Origin of the sequence: Nonomuraea sp. NPDC048892, assembly GCF_040649735.1 — a bacterium.
Lineage (GTDB): Bacteria > Actinomycetota > Actinomycetes > Streptosporangiales > Streptosporangiaceae > Nonomuraea > Nonomuraea maheshkhaliensis.
This window is the reverse complement of record NZ_JBEZFZ010000015.1, coordinates 80,450-100,945: the sequence shown is the minus strand read 5'-3', so window position 1 is coordinate 100,945 and position 20,496 is coordinate 80,450. Positions and strand designations below refer to the sequence as shown.

Genomic DNA, 20,496 nt, shown 5'->3' with positions numbered 1-20,496 from the left:
CGAAACCCCGCGCACATTCCGCGATCGGTCTTGTTGCCCGGGTGACAATAAATATGCGCACGACAAAGGGCCGGACTATGCGGCAAGATGGCGGAGTTTGGCCACTTTCAGGGGGTTTGCGCAGATGCATGACATTATCGGCGATCTCGGACTGCTCCGGGACCGGCGGTTCGCCCTGCTGCTGACGGCGCGGACGATCTCCGTACTCGGGTCGGCCTTCGCCCCGGTGGCGCTCGCCTTCGGCATCCTCGACCTGCCCGGAGCCACCGCCTCGACCCTGTCCGTGGTGCTCACCGCCGAGGCGGTGCCGATGATCGCGTTCATGCTGGTCGGCGGTGTGATCGCGGACCGGCTGCCGCGCCAGCGGGTGATGACGGCCGGCGAGTTCATCATGGCGGCGGGCTTCTTCGCGCTGGCCGTGATGCTGCTCACCGGCTGGACCCCGCTGCCCGCGCTGGCCACGGCGGCGGCGATCACGGGTGTGGCCACGGCGGTCACGTTCCCCGCGCTGACCGGGATCATCCCCGAGGTCGTCCCGCGCGACCGGCTGCAGACCGGCAACGCGCTGCTCGGCCTGGGCGCGAACGCCTCACGGGTGGCCGGCGCGGTGCTGGGCGGCGCCACGGTGGTGCTGTTCGGCGGCGGCTGGGCGCTGATGATCAGCGGCGCGTTGTTCGCGGTGGCGGGCGTGCTGATCGCGCTGCTGCGGCTCCAGCCGGGCGAGCAGCCCCGCGCCGAGTCCCACTCCGTGCTGGCCGACCTGCGTGACGGCTGGCGCGAGTTCAGCTCGCGGCAGTGGATCTGGGTGGTGGTCGCGCAGTTCTCGGTGATGGTCATGGCCATCCAGGCCGGGCACGGCGTGCTCGGGCCGCTGATGGCGAAGGAGAGCCTGGGCGGCCCCGCGGCCTGGTCGGCGTTCCTGACCGGCGAGGCCGTCGGCACGATCGTCGGCGTGCTGGTGTCGCTGCGGGTGCGGCCGCGCCGGCCGATCCTGGTGGCGGTGCTGCTCTGCCTGCCGGCCGCGATCCCGTACGTGCTGCTCGGGGTGGACGCGCCGCTCTGGGCGATCGTCGGCGGGGCGTTCGTGCTCGGTGTCTGCTTCGACGTGTTCGGCGTGCTGTGGCAGACCACGATGCAGCGGGAGATCCCGGCGGAGGCGCTGTCGCGGGTCAGCTCGTACGACGTGCTGGGCTCGATGATGTTCGGCCCGATCGGGCTGCTGCTGGCCGGGCCGGCCGCGACGCTGTTCGGCACCGAGGAGGCGCTGCTCGGCTGCGCCGTCATCGTCGTGGTGTCCACGCTGGCCGCGCTGCTCTCCCCTGGGGTGCGGAACCTGCGCGCGCCCCAGCCAGGAGCACCCGCTCAGGCCGACCTGAAGTAGGCGCCGGCCCTGGGCTGGAACATCAGGGTCAGCGCCCCCAGCACGGCCAGGACGTGCAGGATCCTGCTCGTCGCGAAGATCCAGCCCATCGCGTCGGCCCCAGCCACAGCCGCGGCGATAGAGCCGCCGTCCAGCAGCCACTGCACGGGCTCGATCACCAGCGAGAGCGTGCCGAACACGCCGAGCGTGCCAGCCAGGGCCCAGCGGGCCCAGTTCGCCCCCGCCTTCAGCCGCAGCGCCAGGAAGATCGCCCCGGCGAACACGGCCAGCCGGAACCCGGCCTCCGGCAGCAGCTCCGCCACCGCCGCGCCCTCGTACAGCCGCCCGCCGATCATCAGCGCGGCCTCGAACGCGCCGAACGCGACCGCCGAGAGCCAGAGTATGGCGGCGGCGTACACGACAGGTGGCGGCGCGGTCTTGGTCTCGGGCGCAGTGTCGGTTGCGGGGGCTTCGGTGACGGTGGTCATGGGGTGCTTCATGGGACAAGTCTCCGCCGGGGACCTGGTCCGGATCATGCCCGCCGTCCCCCCGGTTCAGGTGGGGCAGGCACTACCGGCGGTCACACGATGATGAGGCGGACGACGACGCCCGCGCAGTTGCCCGCCACGCAGATCCGTACCGGCACCTCGCTGATGCCCGCCGCCACCGGGACGCCGCCCACGTGGCCGTCGGGGCCGATGCTCACGCCGCCCGGCACCTTCTCGACGTCGGTCACCGTGAAGGTGGGCACCACGCCGGACGGCCCGCCGTCGATGCCGATCTCGCCGCCGAGCGGCGTGCCCACCTTGCCGGGGAAGGTCAGCTCGCGCGGCTCCCACGGCTCGTTGGCCAGCACCACGAGCGTCAGCTCCTGCGCCTGGCACGACCGGCCCGAGCAGAGCTGGACCGGCGCGACGAACGTGCCTGGACGCTGCGGCCTGCCGGAGAGGCGGCCGCCGGCATCGACCCTGACCCCGACCGCGAGGTAGCCGGCGCGGAAGGTGATGCCCTTGGCGATCGGCAGCAACTGCTGCCGCACCTCGATGCCCTGGGTGAAGTAGAAGGTGTCCTCGACCAGGCTGCGCTCGGCCCGCGCGAGCGGCGTCTGGTACGCCATGGGCGTGGTGATGGACGACATGGCCGGAGAAAAGGCACATATTGCCACTCCGGCCAGCAGGAGTACCCACCAATGCCGCATCGTCACCCCCCGGCGGTTCTACGCCCATACGTACCCCCCTAACCGCGCGGCGTCACTCCATAATCGGTCGCATGGCCGCCGAATCCGCTCAGACCCTCGAACGCGGGCTCCGCCTGCTCCGCCTGCTCGCCGACGGCAAGGGCGGCCGCACACCGACGGAGCTGAGCGCCGAGCTGTCGCTGAGCCGGCCCGTCGTGTACCGGCTGCTGACGACGCTGCTCGCCGCCGGCTTCGTACGCAGGGACGCCGAGGGCCGGGTGCACCTCGGTTTCGGCGTGCTGGCACTGGCCCAGGCCGTGCAGCCGCTGCTGCGGGCGGCGGCGGTGCCGACGCTGCGGCGGCTGGCCGAGCGGGTGGGGGCGACCGCGCACCTGACCGTGGCCGAGGGCGACGACGGGCTGGCCGTGGCGGTGGTGGAGCCGTCGTGGACCGACATGCACGTGGCCTACCGGGAGGGCTCGCGCCATCCGCTGGCCAGAGGCGCGGCGGGGCGGGCGATCCTGGCCCTGCGCGAGGGCAGGCACGATTACTTCGCCACGGAGGGGCAGTTGCAGGAGGGTGCGCGTGGCGTCGCCGCGCCGGTCACCGGGCTGCCGTGGCTGGAGGCGTCGGTGGGGGTGGTGACGTTCGGGCCGCTGGAGGAGTCCACAGGCCCGGCGGTGGTGGCCGCCGCCGCCGAGCTGGCCGCCGTGCTGGGTTGACATCTCCTGGCGGATGGCGGACGGTGGCTCACATATAGAGGACACTTCCGTCCGATAACCGGACAGATGTGGAGGGGCCGGATGCCGTACTACCGGGTCGTGGGAGAGGTGCCGCGCAAGCGGCACGTGCAGTTCAGACGGCCGGACGGCGGTCTCTACGCCGAGGAGCTGATGGGCGAGGAGGGCTTCTCCTCCGACTCCTCGCTGCTCTACCACCGGCACCTGCCCACGGCGATCGTCAAGGCCGAAGCGGTGACCCCTGCCGGGGAGACCCGCCTGGAGCCCAACCTGCCGCTCTCCCCCCGCCACTTCCGCACCCAGGAGCTCTCCAGCGCCGGCGACCTGGTCTCCGGCCGCATGCCGCTGGCGGGCAACGCCGACGTCCGGTTGTCGTACGCCACGAGCGATCGGCCGAGCGAGCTCTACCGCAACTCCATGGGCGACGAATGCGTCTACGTCCAGCGCGGGCGGGTGCGCTTCGAGTCCACCTACGGCGTGATCGAGGCCGGTGAGGGCGACTACGTCGTCGTCCCGACCGGCACCATCCACCGGTGGGTGCCCGACGGGACCGTCAACGTGCTGGCCATCGAGGCGGCCGGGCACATCAGGCCGCCCAAGCGCTACCTGTCGCAGCACGGGCAGTTCCTGGAGCACGCCCCCTACTGCGAGCGCGACCTGCGGGCGCCGGCCGAGCCGTTCACGGCCGAGGGCGAGGAGGTGCCGGTCCTGGTCCGCACGCGCGGCGGCCTGACCAGGCTCGTCTACCGTCACCATCCGTTCGACGTGGTGGGCTGGGACGGCTACCTCTATCCGTTCGCGTTCAACATCGACGACTTCGAACCGATCGTGAAGCGCACGCACGCGCCGCCGCCGGTGCACCAGACGTTCGAGGGGCCCGGGTTCGTGGTGTGCTCCTTCTGCCCCCGGCCGCTCGACTACCATCCGGAGGCCGTTCCGATCCCGTACAACCATCACAACGTCGACTCCGACGAGTTCATGTTCTACGTGGGCGGCGACTACTCGGCCCGCCAGGGCTCCGGCATCGGCGTCGGCTCGATCTCGCTGCATCCGGCCGGGTTCACGCACGGGCCGCAGCCGGGGGCGGTGGAGGCGGTGATCGAGGCGGTCGCGCGCGGCGTCACGACGACGAGCGAGGTGGCCGTCATGGTCGACACGTTCCGCCCGCTCGACCTCGGCAGCAGCGCGCTGGCCTGCGAGGACGCCGGCTACGCGTGGACGTGGGCGCGGTCATGACGCTCTTCGCCGCTCTGGTGGACGACGCGGGCCTGTTCCCGCCGACGTCCCTGCACATGGACGAGGCCCTGACCCGCAACCAGCGCGACCTGGAGCAGGGCCACCACGTGCTCACGCATCGCTTCCTCTGCCCGGCCAGCCGGCTCGACCGGCTGCGCGGCATGGACTACCGGCCGCGGCGCATCGGGCTGATCTGCGACATGGACGAGCTGCCCGACTTCAGCGACCTGCCCGTGGACTACGTCGAGACGAAGCTGCCACCCGACATGTCGGTCGAGGAACTGGCCGCGCGGCTGGACCTGCCGGACGGCGTGCGGCTCTGGGCCGAGGTGCCCGCGCGCAAGACGTCCATGGAGGTGCCCGAGGGCGCCGGGCTGAAGGTGCGCTGCGGCGGCGCGACGGGCGAGGAGTTCCCGCCGGTGGAACACCTCGGGCAGTTCATCAGGTCCTGCGCCGAGAACGGCGTCCCGTTCAAGGCCTCGGCCGGGCTGCACCACGCCGTACGCCACTTCGACCCCTCGCTCGGCGTGGACCGGCACGGCTTCCTCAACCTGCTGCTGGCCGTCTGCGAGGCCGTCGAGGGCCGCGATCCCGCGCCCGTCCTGCGCACCACCGACGTCGGCAACCTCGTCCGGCTGTGCGCGTCCGTCCGGGAGGAGACGGCCGGGCGGGCCAGGCGGCTGCTGGTGAGCTACGGCTCGTGCAACACCACCGCACCCCTGGACGACCTGCGCGCGCTCGGACTGGTCGAGGAGGACTCATGAGCTGGGGAGTGGACAACCTGCCCTACGGCGTCTTCTCCCGCCCAGGGCAGCGCCCCAGGGTCGGCGTGCGCTACGGCGACAGGGTGCTCGACCTGGCACCCGCGCTGCACGACGAGGTCTTCGCCGCGCCCTCGCTCAACCCGTTCATGGCGCGGGGCCGGGCGGCCTGGCACGACACCAGGACCCTGATCAGGAACAAGCTCACCGGCGACCTGCCGATCACCGAGCGGCACCTGATCCCGCTCGACCAGGTGAGCCTGCACCTGCCGTTCGAGGTGGCCGACTACGTCGACTTCTACTGCTCGCTCGATCACGCGAGCAACATCGGCCGGATCCTGCGCCCCGGCTCGGAGCCGCTGCAGCCGAACTGGCGCCACCTGCCCGTCGGCTACCACGGCAGGGCGGGCACGGTCGTGGTGTCGGGCACGCCGGTCAGGCGCCCGCACGGGCAGCTCGGGCCTGGCTCCTTCGGGCCGAGTCAGAAGCTCGACATCGAGGCCGAGCTGGGGTTCGTGGTGGGCGTGCCGTCCGCCATGGGGTCGCCTGCGGGGGCGTTCGAGGACCACGTGTTCGGGGTGACGCTGCTCAACGACTGGAGCGCGCGCGACATCCAGGCGTTCGAGTACGTGCCGCTGGGGCCGTTCCTCGGCAAGTCGTTCGCCACCTCGATCTCGCCGTGGATCACGCCGCTGGAGGCGCTGCCGCGCGTTCCCGGCCCGGCCCAGGACCCCGCGCCGGCCGCCTACCTGCGCAGGCGGGCGGACTGGGGGCTGGACATCTCGGTGGAGGTGCTGCTCAACGGGGAGGTGGTGGCGCGGCCCCCGTACGCGGCCATGTACTGGACGCCGGACCAGATGCTCGCCCACCTGACGGTGAACGGGGCCTCGCTGCGTACGGGAGACCTGTTCGCGAGCGGCACGATCTCCGGCTCCGAGCCGGGCGAGCGCGGCTCGCTCATGGAGCTGACCTGGAACGGGACCGAGCCGGTGAAGCTGGCGGGCGGCGAGACCCGCGCCTTCCTGGAGGACGGCGACACGGTCGTCATCCGCGCCACCGCCGGTGACCTGACATTGGGCGAGGTGTCGGGAACCGTCGGATAGGTGACTCGACGTGCTTGCTGGATGACTCACCGCTACCCTGGGACCTCCCCTTCCCTCGGAAAGCAGGAGTCACATGCGCCGCGCCGTGATGTTCTGTGTCGCCTTCGTCCTGGTTTGCAGCGGTTGTAGCTCTGTCACGGCCGCGACCCCGTCGGCGCCTCCCGTCGTGCGGGTGTGGCCGCCGTTCGGCAGCAAGCACGCGCGGCCCGACCGGGGCCTGCTCGTCAGGGCCGAGGGCGGCACGCTCAGCCAGGTCCTGGTCTACCAGGGTGGCGAGCCGGTGCCGGGGCGGCTCGACGAGTCGCGTACGACGTGGCGTACCGACTGGACGCTCAGGCCCGCCACCGAATACACGATCACCGCCACCGCCGGGCGCGAAGGGGCGCCCGCCACCGTGGCCATGGGCCGGGTCCGCACCCGCGCCGCCGTCAGGACGTTCCAGGTGGCCGCGACCGCGCCGCTGCCGGGCGAGACCGTCGGCGCCGGCATGCCGATCGTGATCGACTTCGACACGCCCGTCGAGGACCGCGCGGCCGTCGAGCGCGCGCTGGAGGTCACCACGCCGACGCCGGTCGAAGGCGCCTGGCGGTGGATCAGCGACACGCAGGTGGTCTACCGCACCCGGCGGTTCTGGCCGCCCAGGCAGCGGGTCACGGTCAGCGCCCACCTGGCCGGCGTGCGCGCGGGCGACGGGCTCTTCGGCGCCGCCGACTCCACCTTCACCTTCACCGTCGGACGCCGGCAGACCAGCCTGATCGACGCGAAGTCCCACCAGATGACCGTCACCCGCGACGGGCAGATCGTGCAGCGCATGGCCATCAGCGCCGGCATGGCCACCACCCACGAATACACCACGACCAGCGGCGTCCACCTGACCATGGACAAGGGAAACCCGGTCCGCATGGTCTCCCCCGGCCGGGAGAAAGGCGACCCCGGCTATTACGACATGATGATCGACCACGCGGTGCGCATTTCCAACAGCGGCGAATACGTGCACGCCAAGGACAACGTGTGGGCCCAGGGGCGGGCCAACGTCAGCCACGGCTGCATCAATTCCCGGCCCGACCAGGCGGCCTGGTTCTACGCCTCGTCAGTGCGCGGCGACCCCGTCATCATCACCGGCACCGACCGGCCGCTCGAATGGAACAACGGATGGGGTTTCTGGCAACTGCCGTGGGAGAAATGGCGGCTGGGCAGCGCGCTGACGCAAACAAGGCCCGCGGCCGGCGGGGTGCCGAAGCGTTGAAAACGGCATTACGGTAGAGGAGGGGGGAACCTCTGGCGAGCTCAGGCCCGTTATCCCTTATAGGAGGGCCGGATATGGATGAATGGATCATCTGGGTAATCCTCGCAGTCGTCCTGGGCGTGGCCGAGATATTCACGCTGACGGCCTCGCTCGGCCTCCTGGGGGCCGCGGCCCTGCTGACCGCCGCGACCGCGGCCATCGGATTGCCCGTCCCCCTGCAACTGATCTTCTTCGCCGCCTCCTCGGCGGCCGGGCTGCTGGTGTTGCGGCCGATCGCGATGCGCCACATCAAACAGCCGCAGCTGCAGCGGTTCGGCGTTGAAGCACTTGTGGGCAAACCCGCTTACGTCGTGGCGGAAGTGACGGGCCGCGACGGCCGCGTGCGCATCGGGGGAGAGGAATGGTCGGCGCGCGCCTACGACGAGACCCTCGTGATCCCCACAGGGGCGACCGTCGACGTCATCGAGATCGAGGGCGCTACCGCCCTCGTATATCCCCGGGAGTGACCCATGGATCCGCTGTTGCTGGTCGGACTGTTCGTCATACTTTTCGCCGTCATGACCCTGCTGAAGGCCGTACGGATCGTGCCGCAGGCCCGTGCCCGCAACGTCGAGCGCCTCGGCCGCTACCACCGCACGCTCAAGCCGGGCCTCAACTTCGTCATCCCCTACATCGACCGTGTCCACTCCATGATGGATCTGCGTGAGCAGGTCGTCTCCTTCCGTCCCCAGCCGGTCATCACCGAGGACAACCTGGTCGTCGAGATCGACACCGTCCTCTACTTCCAGGTCACCGACCCGCGGGCGGCGGCGTACGAGATCGCCAACTACATCACCGGTGTCGAGCAGCTGACCGTCACCACGCTGCGCAACGTGGTGGGCTCCATGGACCTGGAGAAGACGCTGACCTCCCGCGACACCATCAACAGCCAGCTGCGCGGCGTCCTCGACGAGGCCACCGGCAAGTGGGGGCTGCGCGTCAACCGCGTCGAGATCAAGGCCATCGACCCCCCGAAGACCATCAAAGACGCCATGGAGAAGCAGATGAGGGCCGAGCGTGACAAGCGCGCGGCCATCCTGAACGCCGAAGGCCAGCGGCAGTCGCAGATCCTCACCGCCGAAGGTGACAAGCAGAGCCGCATCCTGCGCGCCGAGGGCCAGCGCACGGCCGCCATCCTGGAGGCCGAGGGCCAGTCACGGGCCATCGACCAGGTCTTCCAGGCGGTCCACCGCAACGATCCCGACCCGAAGCTGCTCGCCTACCAGTACCTCCAGGTGCTGCCGCAGCTCGCGCAGGGCGACGGCAACACGTTCTGGGTGATCCCCAGCGAGGTCACCTCCGCGCTGCAGGGCGTCTCGAAGGCGTTCACCGAGGCGCTGCCGCGCTCGGCGGCCACGCGGGACGAGATGCCCGAGACGTCCGCGGCGGACGAGGAGGTGGCCAGGGCCTCCGAGGCGGCGGCCGAGGCGGTCGCCGACGCCCAGGAGGCGGAGAGCCCTAACGGGCCGCGGCAGCTCACGCAGAAGAACGAGGAGCCGTCGCCGTTCCCCGGCCTGGACCGGGAGCCGACGGAGGCCGAGCGCTGACATCTCTGGCTGTTTCCGGCGGGTCCTGATCCCTCAGGACCCGCCGGAACGTTTTCCCGCCGCCTTCCCGCCTGGTTCTCCCGCCGCGCGGAGGCGCGGTCGCCTGCCGCGTGAAGCGGAGCTGTGGGGGCACTTAAGAACTCCTCGATGGACACGTCCCGGGTCCTGCGGGCATGGTGCGTTAGGTTCTTAAGGGGGAAGTGAGGCCATGAAAGCGCTGGTCAAGGAGCGGGCCGAACCCGGGTTGTGGCTGGTCGACGTGCCGGAGCCCGAGCTGGGTCCCGGCGAGGTGAAGATCCGGGTGCTGCGCACCGGCATCTGCGGCACCGACCTGCACATCCGCAAGTTCGACGACTGGGCCCGGCACACGCTGGAGCTGCCGCTCGTCGTCGGGCACGAGTTCTCCGGGCACGTGGTCGAGGTGGCACCGGGCGTCGAGGACGTCTCCGTCGGCGACCTCGTCAGCGGCGAGGGCCACCTCGTGTGCGGCAAGTGCCGCAACTGCATGGCCGGCCGCCGGCACCTGTGCCGCAACACGATCGGGCTCGGCGTCAACAGGAACGGCGCCTTCGCCGAATACGTCACGCTGCCCGCCTCCAACGTCTGGGTGCACCGCGTGCCCGTCCACCCCGACATCGCCGCCATCTTCGACCCGTTCGGCAACGCCGTGCACACCGCGCTGTCGTTCCCGCTGGTCGGCGAGGACGTGCTGATCACCGGCGCGGGCCCGATCGGCCTGATGGCGGCGGCCGTGGCCACCCACGTCGGCGCGCGCAACGTGATGATCACCGACGTCAGCGACGAACGGCTCGACCTGGCCGGCAAGCTCGGCGTCTCCCTGGCCGTCAACGTCTCCAGGTCCTCGATCGCCGACGGCATGCGCCGGCTCCACCTGCGCGAGGGCTTCGACGTGGGGCTGGAGATGTCCGGCAACCCGACGGCCGTACGCGACATGATCGCCAGCATGACCCACGGCGGGAAGATCGCCATGCTGGGGCTGCCGGCCGAGGAGTTCGCCGTCGACTGGTCGACCGTGGTCACCTCCATGCTCACCATCAAGGGGGTCTACGGCCGCGAGATGTACGAGACCTGGTACAACATGTCCGTCCTGCTGGAGAAGGGCCTCGACCTCTCCCCCGTGATCACCGACCGGTTCTCGTACCAGGACTTCGACGCCGCCTTCGACACGGCGGCCGGCGGCAGGACGGGCAAGGTCATCCTCGACTGGAGCGACGCGTCCAGCTCGGGGGAAACCGGCGCCGAGCCGGCCGGAGCCACCACGAACAGGAGCGCCTGATGTTCACGAACGTGCGCCAGCAGCTGCGTACGACGCTCGACGAGATCACCGAGGCCGGGCTGCTCAAGCCCGAGCGCGTCATCTCCACCCCGCAGAGCTCCCAGGTGAGCGTGGCCGGCCGCGAGGTGCTCAACTTCTGCGCCAACAACTACCTGGGCCTGGCCGACGACCCGACGGTGGTCGAGGCGGCCAAGCAGGCGCTCGACCGGTGGGGCTTCGGCATGGCCTCCGTCCGCTTCATCTGCGGCACCCAGGAGGTGCACAAGGAGCTGGAGTCGCGCCTGTCGGACTTCCTCGGCATGGAGGACACCGTCCTCTACAGCTCCTGCTTCGACGCCAACGGCGGCGTGTTCGAGACCCTGCTCGACTCCCAGGACGCGGTCATCTCCGACGCGCTCAACCACGCCAGCATCATCGACGGCATCCGCCTGTCCAAGGCCCAGCGGTTCCGGTACGCCAACCGCGACATGGCCGAGCTGGAGGCCAGGCTGAAGGAGGCGTCGGAGGCGCGGCGGCGGCTGATCGTGACCGACGGCGTGTTCTCCATGGACGGATATCTGGCGCCGTTGCGGGAGATCTGCGACCTGGCCGACCAGTACGACGCCATGGTCATGGTCGACGACTCCCACGCCGTCGGCTTCGTCGGCCCGACCGGCCGCGGCACGCCCGAGCTGCACGGCGTCACCGACCGGATCGACATCATCACCGGCACGCTGGGCAAGGCGCTGGGCGGGGCCAGCGGCGGCTACGTCGCCGCCCGCAAGGAGATCTGCGAGCTGCTGCGCCAGCGCTCGCGCCCCTACCTGTTCTCCAACTCGCTGGCCCCCGTCATCGCCTCCGCGTCGCTGCGCATCCTCGACCTGCTGGAGACCTCCAGCGAGGCCAGGGAGCGCCTGCGGGCCAACACCGCCCGCTTCCGCGCCGGGATGACCGAGGCCGGCTTCGACATCCTGCCCGGCGACCACCCGATCGTGCCGGTCATGATCGGCGACGCCGCCGAGGCCGGGGCCATGGCCGAACGCCTGCTCGACCTGGGCATCTACGTGATCGGCTTCTCGTATCCGGTCGTACCGCACGGCCAGGCCAGGATCAGGGTGCAACTGTCGGCCGCACACTCCGAGGCGGACGTCGAGGGGGCGCTCCAGGCGTTCGTCCAAGCACGGGGCTGAGTATCCTCGCTGCGTGATAGACACGCGGCGACTGCGCACGCTGCGCGCGGTGGCCGACCACGGCACGGTCACCGCCGCCGCCGCTGCGCTGCATCTGACGCCCTCCGCCGTGTCCCAGCAGCTCGCCGCGCTGGAGCACGAGGTGGGCCACCGGCTGCTCACCCGTGACGGGCGCGGCGTGCATCTCACGGCGGTGGGCAAGATCATGGTGGCGCACGCCAACGAGGTCCTGGCCCAGCTCGAACGCGCCGAGGCCGAGGTGGCCGCGTACACGACCGGCGCCGCGGGAGAGGTGACCGTGGCCTGCTTCGCCACCGCGATCAGCGCCGTGCTCTCCCCCGCCATCGCCGCGCTGCGCACCACCGCGCCCGGCGTGCGCGTCCGTGTCCACGACGCGGAGGGCGACCACGGTCTGCTCATGCTGCTGGACGAGCGCGCCGATCTGACCATCGCGGTCGAATACCGCGGCGCCCCCGATGCCGCCGACCGCCGCCTGTCCCGCCATCCCCTGTACGCCGAGCCGTTCGACCTGGTGCTCCCCCGCGAGCATCCGCTGGCCGACTCGGCGACCCTCGTCTCGCTGGCCACCGAGACCTGGATCGGCCCCTATCCGGGCAATCCGGTGCACGACGTGATCACGTTCGCCTGCCAGCAGGCCGGTTTCACGCCCGACCTGGTCCACTGCTCCGACGACTTCCGCGCCGTGGTCGCCTTGGTCGGGGCGGGTGCCGGGGTGGCGCTGGTGCCACGGCTGGCGTTGCGTGACATGGCGCTGCCCGGGGTCGTGGTGCGGCACACACCGGGTCCTGAACGCCGCGTCTTCGCCGCCGTACGACGGGGCTCCGACGCCCATCCCCTCCTGCGCCCGCTCCTCGCGGCCCTCCGCGACGTGGCCGGATCCCTCGGAACGGGCTGAAACACTCCCCCCGCACCTGGATGACCCGCACCGCACCCGCAAGCCGCTGGCCAAGGAGCTGCCCGATCGCGTGACCTTCGAAGGCAGCCGCCGGCCACGACCCGCCACCCGAACGCGTGACCTTCGAAGGCAACCTCCGGCCATTACCGGGGGCCCGATCCTGCGATCTTCGGAGGTAGCCTGCGGCCATGACCAGCGACGGGCCGGGCGGTCTTCCCCATCGGAGGCTGCTCGGCCTGCCCGGGGTGGCGGCGCAGGCCGTGCTCGGGTTCCTGGCGCAGCTCACGCAGCAGGTGGCGCCGGTCGGCCTGGTGCTCGTCGCGCAGCGGGCGACCGGCTCCCTCGCCCTCGCCGGCCTGACGGCGGCGGCGTTCTCCCTCGGGGCGGGCATGGGCCGGCCGGTGCTCGGACGTCTCATGGACCGCCACGGTCCCAGGCCGGTGCTGGCCACCACGGCCCTCCTGCACGTGGCGGCGCTGCTCGCACTGGTCGGCTACGCCCAGCCCGACCGGCCGCAGTGGCCGATGGTGGCGCTGGCCTGGATCATCGGGGTCGCGCTGCCGCCGATCTCCGTCAGCATGCGGCTCGAATGGGGCCGCAGAACGCCCGCCGAGGGTCGTACCGCCGCCTACAGCCTCGTCTTCCTGGTCCAGGAGCTGGCCATGCTGACCGGGCCGCTGCTGTTCGGCCTGCTGATCGCGGTGGCCTCGGCCTCACTGGCCCTGGGCACGGTCGCGGCGGCGGCCGGGGCGGGCACGCTGGCCTTCTCCCTGGCACTGCGCTCCGGCTCTTATGCCGGGTCGCGAGGCCGGGGGCGGGTGTTCGCCGACCGCCGGATGTTCGTCCTGCTACCGGTGGTGCTGCTGCTGGGCGGCTTCATCGGAGCGGTGCAGGTGGGGGTGCCCGCCCTGGCCACCGCCCGCGAGGTACCCGCCGCGACCGGACCCCTGGTGGCGGCGCTGTCCGTAGGCGGCATCGCGGGCGCCATCGCCTACGGCTCCCGTCGGTGGCGCTCGGGGATCCCGGCGCGCCTCGCCGCCCTGATGCTCGCCCTCGGCCTCCCGCTGACCCCCTTGGCCCTTTTCGACGCCTTGCCCTCCTTCTCCGGCCCGTCCTTATCAACGCCATCCACCTCCGGACCGCCCATCCCTGGGCCGCTTGCATCGGCGTCGCTCGCTCCTGAGCCGCCGTCATCGGAGTCGCTGTGGTGGATGGCGGTGTTCTGGGCGGCTCTGTTTCTCGCCGGGCTGGCGCTGACTCCGGCGCTGACGACGTCCTCCCTGCTGGTGGACGAGTACGCGCCGCACGCACAGGCGGAGGCGTTCGGCTGGGTCTCGACGGCCATCGGCACGGGCGGCGCGGCCGGCGCGGCGGTCGCCGGAGTGGCAGGTGACCGGTTCGGCCCCGCGGCCCCCTTCCTGACCGCCGCCATCTTCGCCCTCGCCGGAGCCGCCCTGGCCCTGGCGCTCCTCAGACGCCCACGAACGCCCTCACCGGGGCGGCCCTGACCCTGACCAGCTCCTCAGACGCCGTTGAGTGCCCTCACGTCTTTCCGCGGGCCAGGTCCACGGCCTCCACGAAGCGGTCGTACGCCGCCAGCTCCGTCTCCACAGGCTCCAGCACGTACTCCCGCCCGACCTGGCCGATGGCCGCGCGTAGGGCCTTGGCAGTACGGCGGGCCCGGCGCCGACCGCCCGCCCAGGCCGCCAGCCGCGACAGCAGGGCGATCACGACGCCCGCCAGCGCCCCGCCCACCAGCAGCGCCGTCGGCCACGGCACCACGCCCAAGGTCGGCAGCGGCGGCTGGGGCAGGCGCAGGTAGTCCATCGCGAACAGCCCGCCCAGCCACAGAACGCCGGCCAGCATGGTCGCGAACACCAGCCATTGCAGTACGTTCACGGCCCGCCACCACCTGGGCCGCCTCGTGGCTCCCGCCGAGGTCGTGGCCACCGCCCGGTCCACCGCGTCCGTCAGCTCGCCGGAGCGCGACCTGCCCGCCTCCCGCACCGACGCCGCCCACGCCCCCGGCAGCCCGGCCGCGGCCACCTCGCCGACGTCCCTGATCGCGGTCTCGACCTGCGCCCGCTGCACGGCCGAAGCCGCCGGTACGGAGGTACGCCCGACGATCTCCCTGCCCTGCCGCCCAGACTCCCTGTCCAGCCGCCCGCGTCCCTTGTCCTGCCCGTCGTACTTTCTGTCCAGCCGGTCGCGCGGGATGCCGCCGATGCGCAGTCTGCGCAGTGGGTCGGGTCGCAGTCTCCTGATCCACCTGGTGAGCGGCCATCCGGTGGCGACCACGGCCCGGTGCCGGTGCCCCTTGGCGACGGCCTCTACCACCAGCGGCACCCCGGCCGCCGTGCTGAGTGCGCCGGTGAGCGCCCGTTCCGCGCCCTGCATCCGTTTGGCGGAGACGACAGGCTCGTCCTGCCCGTCGGCCGAGGCGAGGTGGTCGGCAGCGGAGGTGATGTCGGCGGACAGGCGGGCCGACCAGGACGCGCGTTCCGCGACCCGCTCCCGCAGCAGCGAGCGCAACTCCCGCAAGCCCTGCCCCGTACGGGCCGAGACGGCGAGGACGGGGACGCCCGCCAGCCCGTCCTCGTCCAGCAGGCGGCGCAGGTCGGCCAGGCATCGCTCCACGGCCTGGGCGGGCAGGCGATCCACCTGGTTGAGCACGACCAGCATCACGTCCCGATGCCCGGCCAGCGGGCGCAGGTAGCGCTCGTGCAGCGCGGCGTCGGCATACTTCTGCGGGTCCACCACCCAGATCAGCAGATCGACCTGCTCCACCAGGCGATCCACCTCCAGCCGGTGCGACAGGCGGATGGAGTCGTGGTCGGGCAGATCGAGCAGCACCAACCCGTCCAGATCGGCCCCGGCGTCGGTGCCGATCGCGTGGCGTTTCGGTACGTCCAGCCAGTCGAGCAGTGGGCCCGCGCCGTCGCCGTCCCACAGCGCTGCCTGGGCGGTCGAGGTCGTGGGTCTGGTGACGCCCACGTCGGCCAGGTCCTGTCCTGCCAGCGCGTTGTAGAGCGAGGACTTGCCGCTGCCCGTGGCACCGGCCAGCGCGGCCACGGTGTGGTCGATGGACAGCTCACGTCGTACGCCGGCCCGGTCGGCGACGGCTCGCGCGCCGGACACGACCTGCTCGGGCAGCCGCCCCTCCGCCAGCGCGGCGGCCTCCCGCAACGCGGCCAGCCGGGAATCGAGCGACGGCCCCTCCTTCCGCCGCAGCAACTTCACGACCTCTCCCCCCGCGTATCAGGCCCCAGGACGTCCGACCCGGGCACGGTGGGCGGCTCCGTTCCGGACGGGTCCGTTCCAAGAGCGTCCGGGTGCGGTGCGGGCAGTTCGGCCGTCGGATCCGCACCCGCAGCAGGCAGTTCGGCGCGGTGGTCGCGGATGCGCTGGGCCGCCGCGCGCAGCCCCTCCGCCGTCCCCCTGGGCGGCTCCACACTCTCCAACTGGGTCAGGAACCGCCCGGACTCCTCCTCCATCAACCCCCGCACCCGTTCCCGCAGATCCTCCCGAGCCCGCGCCGTCAGCGTCCGTACGGCCTGGTCACCGAAGACCGCCTCCAAGAGCTTCTGCGACAGCACGCTGGTCCCGCCCGCGATCCCCACCTCGATCCCGGTCAGCCCGCCGGTGGACGCGAAGACGGCCAGCATGAGCAGCAGCCCGGCCCCGTTCACCCCGAAGGAGGCCACCCTGGCGGCGGTGCGCCGTTCGGCTCCCTCCTCACGTACGAGGTCGAGCACGTATTCCTGCCACCCCCGCACCGCCGCCTCGGCCCGTTTGCCCAGGTCGGCAGAGGCCCGGCCGAGGCGGGCGGACTCGACGGCGCCCAGCCGGTCGAGCAGCCCGGGCCCGCCGGGCGCGGCCGACCAGCCCTCCAGCGCACGCTCGGCGGCCCCGTCGGCGGCGCCCCTGATCAGCGCCTCGACCCCGCTCTCCAAGGCGTCCCGAAGCTGCACCTCCGGCACGCGCCCGGTGAAGAAGCCGACGATGCGGTCACGCAGCCATCCGACGCGGCTCTCCAGGGAACGCATGAGGTCGCCGGTGCCGATGAAGTCCTGCCAGCGCGCCAGCACCTCGCCGCGCAGCAGCGAGCCGTCGCGCATGCCCTCGTCGAAGTCGGCCATCCCGCCCGCGTACGCGCCCGCCACGATCGAGCGCAGCCCGTCGAACGCGGCCTGCTGGCGTTCGACGGCGCCGGCCAGCGACGGCACCCTGACGGCCAGGCTGTCGAGCGCCCCCGAGAGCGTCTGGCGGACGACGCGCGACCGCTCGGCGGCGTCGGAGGCCAGCCCGGTCAGCCACGTGGCGATGGGCTCGACATAAGCAACAGGCAGGCGGGCCTTCTCGTCGGGCAGTGCGGCCTCGGGCACGGTGAACAGGCGGGTGCCTTCGAGGCCGTTCTCGGCGAGCAGCCTGGCCAGGTCGCGCGAGACGGGCTCGACGGCCTCGGGCGGAGCACGGTCGAGGACGACGGCCAGCGCGGTGCTGCGTTCGCGGGCCGAGCGCAGGAAGCCCCATGGCACCTCGTCGGCGTAACGGGCGGCGGTCGTGACGAACAGCCACAGATCGGCGGCGGCCAGCAGTTGCGCGGCCAGTTCCCGGTTGGCGGTCACCACGGAGTCGATGTCGGGCGCGTCGAGCAGGGCGAGCCCCGCGCCCAGCGCCGGTGAGTCCACCACGCGTAGCGCGCCGGGGCCGCCGCCGGTGGCGCGGGACAGGCCCGGCAGCACGTTCTGGCCCAGGAACCAGGCGCGGTCGGCGGGGCTGACCACGAGGGTGGGCACCAGCGTGGTGGGCCGCAGCACGCCGGGCTCGGCCACGTCGGCCCCGACCAGCGAGTTGACCAGGGTGGACTTGCCCGCCCCCGTCGAACCGCCGACGACGGCCAGCAGCGGCGCGTCCAGCGCCCGCAGCCTGGGCAGCAGGTAGTCGTCGAGCTGACCGGTCAGCTCGCGCAGCGCGCGCCTGTCGGCCTCCGCCTCGCCGACGGCCAGCGGGAACAGCTCCCGATCCAGCGGTCGCCGCAGCGACTCCAGCGCGCCCAGCAGGTCCATGCTGTCAAACTAACCGGGCGGCGGCTCTCTAAGCACGTAACCGACGCTGCGCAGGGTGTGGATGAGCCGCGGCTCGACGTCGTCCACCTTGCGTCTGAGGTAGGAGACGTACGACTCGACCACGCCCGCGTCGCCGCCGAAGTCGTAGTTCCACACGTGGTCGAGGATCTGCGCCTTCGACAGCACGCGCCCGGCGTTGACCATGAAGTAGTGCAGCAGCTTGAACTCGGTCGGCGACAGGCGCACCTGACGGCCGCCGCGCCAGACCTCGCGGGCGTCCTCGTCCAGCTCCAGGTCGGCCACCTTGAGCCGGCTGGCGGGCGCGGACTCACCGCGCGTACGCCGCAGCACCGCCCTGATCCTGGCCTGGACCTCCTCCAGGCTGAACGGCTTGGTCACGTAGTCGTCCCCGACCCGCAGCCCCGTGATCTTGTCCTCGGTGGCCTCGCGGGCGGTCAGGAAGAGCACGGGCGCGTCAATCCGCCTGGCCACCTCGAACCCGTCCAGATCGGGCAGCATCACGTCGAGCACCACCAGGTCGGGGGAGGCCCGCACGGCCACCTCGACGGCCTCCTCGCCGTCGGCGGCGGTCAGGACCTCGAACCCGGAGAAGCGCAGGCTGGCGGAGAGCAGATCCCTGATGCTGGGCTCGTCGTCCACCACCATGATCAACGCCTCGGGTTTCGTCACCTACTTAGAGTGACGCAGCAGCCTGAAGGTTAGCTGAAAGCTCACTCCAAGGCGAGTGGGAGTTCGACCCGGAAGGTCGAGCCGGCCTCCGGCGAGCTGTCCACGGTGACCGTGCCGTCGTGGGCCTGGACGAGGGCCTGCACGATGGCCAGGCCGAGCCCGCTGCCCCGGTCCTCGGCGGAGCGACGGCGCGAGCGGGCGGAGTCGGCCCGGTAGAAGCGCTCGAAGACGTGCTCGATCTGCTCGGGAGTGAGTCCTGGGCCCTGGTCGACGACCTCGATGAACAGTTTGTCCCCGCTCGTCCCCGTACGCACGATGATCGGGGAGCCGGGGTCGGTGTGCACGAGGGCGTTGGTGACGAGGTTGCTGACGACCTGGCGCAGGCGTACCTCGTCGCCGGAGACGATCAGCGCCGTGCCGCCGACCACGTCCAGCTTGATCACCCGGTCGGGCGCGATGATCCGGGCATCCTGTACGGCGTCCGCCGCCAGCGCCAGCATGTCCACCGGCTGCATCCGCAGCGGCCGCTGCTGGTCCACCCTGGCCAGCAGCAGCAGGTCGTCCACCAGCACGCTCATCCGGCCCGCGGCCTGCTCCACGCGCTGCATCAGCTCGGCGGGGTCGGCGCCCGGGTTCTGCCTGGCGTACTCGGCGAAGCCGCGGATGGAGGTCAGCGGGGTGCGCAGCTCGTGCGAGGCGTCGCCGACGAACTGGCGCATGCGGTCCTCGGAGCGCCGGGCCGCCTCCTCGGAGTCCGACCTGGCCACGAACGCGGCCTCGATCTGGGCCAGCATCCCGTTCAGCGACCTGGCCAGGCCGCCCACCTCGGTGCGCGGGTCGCCGTCCGGCACCCGCCGGCCCAGCTCGCCGGCGGCGATGGCCTCGGCCGTACGCTCGATCTCGCCGAGCGGCCGCATGCTGTGCCGGACGATCGTGACGCCGGCCACGGCCAGGATGAGCAGGATGCCGCCGCCGCCCAGCAGCTCGATGAGCACCAGCCGCCGGGTGATCGCGTCGACCTCCTCCAGGTCCACCGCGACCACCAGCGTGCGCCACCTGTCCACGGTCTCCAGCACCCGCCACTCGCCGGGCCCGTTCCGGGCGGGCGCGGTGTAGGGCTCGCGGCCGGGCGACGCCGACAGGACGGGCTTGGGCTTGGCGTCCACGTCCCGGTCGGTCAGCATCGGCACGAAGTCGCTGTTCGGCTCCTTGACCAGAGCGATGGCATCGGACTCGATGAGGATCGGCCGTTCGGCCGTCTCCCTGTCCTTCCTCCAGTCGCTCCTGACCTTCTTCTCCATGCGCGCGCTGAGCAGGTGGAGCTGGCTGTCCACCCGGTCGATCAGGTAGCCGTGCAGTACGGACACGCTCACCAGACCGATGAAGAACATGCCGAAGCCGAGCAGGGTCAGCATCGACGCGATCAGCTTGATCCTCAGCGGCAGGCCGCGCATCAGGGACTCGGTGGCAGACGCAGGACGTAGCCGACACCCCGCAGGGTGTGGATGAGCCGCGGGCTGCGGTTGTCGATCTTCCGGCGGAGCACGGACACGTACGACTCGACGATGCCCACCTCGCCGCGGAAGTCGTAGTCCCACACGTGGTCGAGAATCTGCGGCTTGGACAGGACGCGGCCGGCGTTCGTCATGAAGTAACGCAGCAGCTTGAACTCGGTCGGCGACAGCGCGACGGCGTTGCCGCCGCGCCACACCTCGTGGCTCTCCTCGTCCAGCTCGATGTCGGCGAACGTGAGCCGGGGCGGCGCCGCCGGTGAGTCCCCGCTCGTACGGCGCAGCACGGCGTGGATCCTGGCGACCACCTCCTCCAGGCTGAACGGCTTGGTCACGTAGTCGTCGCCGCCGAGCGTCAGCCCGCGGATCTTGTCCTCGGTCCCGTCACGGGCGGTGAGGAAGACCACGGGGGTGTGCACCCCGCCGCCGCGCAACCGTCTGACGATCTCGAAACCGTCGAGGTCGGGCAGCATGACATCGAGCACGACGAGGTCGGGGCGGTGCCGTTGCACCGAGGCCACGGCGTCGAGGCCGCTCTTCGCCGTGCACACGTCGAAACCCGCGAACCTGAGGCTCGCGGCGAGGAGTTCGAGGATGTTCGGGTCGTCCTCGACTATCAGCAGGCGTGATTCCAT

The 20,496-nt window shown here is 71.7% G+C and carries 19 protein-coding genes; 12 read left to right on the top strand and 7 right to left on the bottom strand.

Translation table 11 applies throughout. The features are described from left to right. Nucleotides 1–124 precede the first annotated feature (124 nt). A complete protein-coding gene (locus AB0C28_RS37070; protein ID WP_357853258.1) occupies nt 125–1,381 on the top strand; it encodes an MFS transporter in 1,257 nt (418 codons plus the stop codon). Here the strand turns inward: AB0C28_RS37070 and AB0C28_RS37065 are convergent. Then, nucleotides 1,363–1,860, bottom strand: a complete 498-nt coding sequence (locus tag AB0C28_RS37065; RefSeq protein ID WP_357853261.1) for a hypothetical protein — start codon at nt 1,858–1,860, stop codon at nt 1,363–1,365. The two genes, AB0C28_RS37070 and AB0C28_RS37065, sit on opposite strands and share 19 nt — an antisense overlap. A gap of 80 nt (nt 1,861–1,940) precedes the next feature. Next, complete coding sequence (locus tag AB0C28_RS37060) at nt 1,941–2,498, bottom strand: hypothetical protein (RefSeq protein WP_357853264.1); 558 nt, start codon at nt 2,496–2,498, stop codon at nt 1,941–1,943. A 131-nt stretch (nt 2,499–2,629) separates the two neighbouring features. Between AB0C28_RS37060 and AB0C28_RS37055 the strand changes: the two genes are divergently transcribed. From AB0C28_RS37055 to AB0C28_RS37005, 11 genes are all read left to right on the top strand, one after another. Next, complete coding sequence (locus AB0C28_RS37055) at nt 2,630–3,259, top strand: helix-turn-helix domain-containing protein (protein ID WP_357853267.1); 630 nt, start codon at nt 2,630–2,632, stop codon at nt 3,257–3,259. An 81-nt stretch (nt 3,260–3,340) separates the two neighbouring features. Beyond that, nucleotides 3,341–4,513, top strand: a complete 1,173-nt coding sequence (locus AB0C28_RS37050) for a homogentisate 1,2-dioxygenase domain-containing protein (RefSeq protein WP_357853270.1) — start codon at nt 3,341–3,343, stop codon at nt 4,511–4,513. Further along, nucleotides 4,492–5,277: a hypothetical protein gene (locus tag AB0C28_RS37045; protein WP_357853272.1), complete on the top strand. Its 786-nt coding sequence runs from the start codon at nt 4,492–4,494 to the stop codon at nt 5,275–5,277. The genes AB0C28_RS37050 and AB0C28_RS37045 overlap by 22 nt, the downstream gene beginning before the upstream one ends. Next, complete coding sequence (gene fahA, locus AB0C28_RS37040; RefSeq protein WP_357853275.1) at nt 5,274–6,377, top strand: fumarylacetoacetase; 1,104 nt, start codon at nt 5,274–5,276, stop codon at nt 6,375–6,377. The genes AB0C28_RS37045 and fahA overlap by 4 nt, the downstream gene beginning before the upstream one ends. A 166-nt stretch (nt 6,378–6,543) precedes the next feature. Next, entirely contained in the window at nt 6,544–7,623 is a 1,080-nt protein-coding gene (locus AB0C28_RS37035) for an Ig-like domain-containing protein (protein WP_358080220.1), read from the top strand. A gap of 74 nt (nt 7,624–7,697) precedes the next feature. Beyond that, on the top strand, nt 7,698–8,129 hold the full coding sequence (locus AB0C28_RS37030) for an NfeD family protein (protein ID WP_357853281.1): 432 nt from the start codon (nt 7,698–7,700) through the stop codon (nt 8,127–8,129). A 3-nt stretch (nt 8,130–8,132) separates the two neighbouring features. Then, nucleotides 8,133–9,209 (top strand): SPFH domain-containing protein, encoded by a 1,077-nt coding sequence (locus AB0C28_RS37025; RefSeq protein ID WP_357853283.1) that lies wholly within the window; start codon nt 8,133–8,135, stop codon nt 9,207–9,209. Nucleotides 9,210–9,417: 208 nt separating this feature from the next. Continuing rightward, nucleotides 9,418–10,506 carry an L-threonine 3-dehydrogenase gene (gene tdh, locus AB0C28_RS37020; protein WP_358080219.1) on the top strand — a complete coding sequence of 363 codons (1,089 nt, stop codon included), beginning with the start codon at nt 9,418–9,420 and terminating at the stop codon, nt 10,504–10,506. Next, complete coding sequence (locus AB0C28_RS37015) at nt 10,506–11,675, top strand: glycine C-acetyltransferase (protein ID WP_357853288.1); 1,170 nt, start codon at nt 10,506–10,508, stop codon at nt 11,673–11,675. Before tdh ends, AB0C28_RS37015 begins: the two co-directional genes overlap by 1 nt. A 13-nt stretch (nt 11,676–11,688) precedes the next feature. Then, entirely contained in the window at nt 11,689–12,591 is a 903-nt protein-coding gene (locus AB0C28_RS37010) for a LysR family transcriptional regulator (RefSeq protein ID WP_357853290.1), read from the top strand. 188 nt (nt 12,592–12,779) lie between these two features. Next, nucleotides 12,780–14,099, top strand: a complete 1,320-nt coding sequence (locus AB0C28_RS37005; protein ID WP_358080218.1) for an MFS transporter — start codon at nt 12,780–12,782, stop codon at nt 14,097–14,099. Nucleotides 14,100–14,133: 34 nt separating this feature from the next. Here AB0C28_RS37005 and AB0C28_RS37000 read toward each other — a convergent pair whose 3' ends face one another. From AB0C28_RS37000 to AB0C28_RS36980, 5 genes are all read right to left on the bottom strand, one after another. Beyond that, nucleotides 14,134–15,831 (bottom strand): GTPase, encoded by a 1,698-nt coding sequence (locus tag AB0C28_RS37000; protein WP_358080217.1) that lies wholly within the window; start codon nt 15,829–15,831, stop codon nt 14,134–14,136. Next, nucleotides 15,828–17,660 carry a GTPase domain-containing protein gene (locus tag AB0C28_RS36995; RefSeq protein WP_358080216.1) on the bottom strand — a complete coding sequence of 611 codons (1,833 nt, stop codon included), beginning with the start codon at nt 17,658–17,660 and terminating at the stop codon, nt 15,828–15,830. Before AB0C28_RS36995 ends, AB0C28_RS37000 begins: the two co-directional genes overlap by 4 nt. Nucleotides 17,661–17,669: 9 nt before the next feature. Then, nucleotides 17,670–18,326 carry a response regulator transcription factor gene (locus tag AB0C28_RS36990; protein WP_357853497.1) on the bottom strand — a complete coding sequence of 219 codons (657 nt, stop codon included), beginning with the start codon at nt 18,324–18,326 and terminating at the stop codon, nt 17,670–17,672. 65 nt (nt 18,327–18,391) lie between these two features. Then, nucleotides 18,392–19,804: a HAMP domain-containing sensor histidine kinase gene (locus tag AB0C28_RS36985; RefSeq protein ID WP_357853302.1), complete on the bottom strand. Its 1,413-nt coding sequence runs from the start codon at nt 19,802–19,804 to the stop codon at nt 18,392–18,394. Further along, nucleotides 19,804–20,496, bottom strand: a complete 693-nt coding sequence (locus tag AB0C28_RS36980) for a response regulator transcription factor (protein WP_357853305.1) — start codon at nt 20,494–20,496, stop codon at nt 19,804–19,806. The genes AB0C28_RS36985 and AB0C28_RS36980 overlap by 1 nt, the downstream gene beginning before the upstream one ends.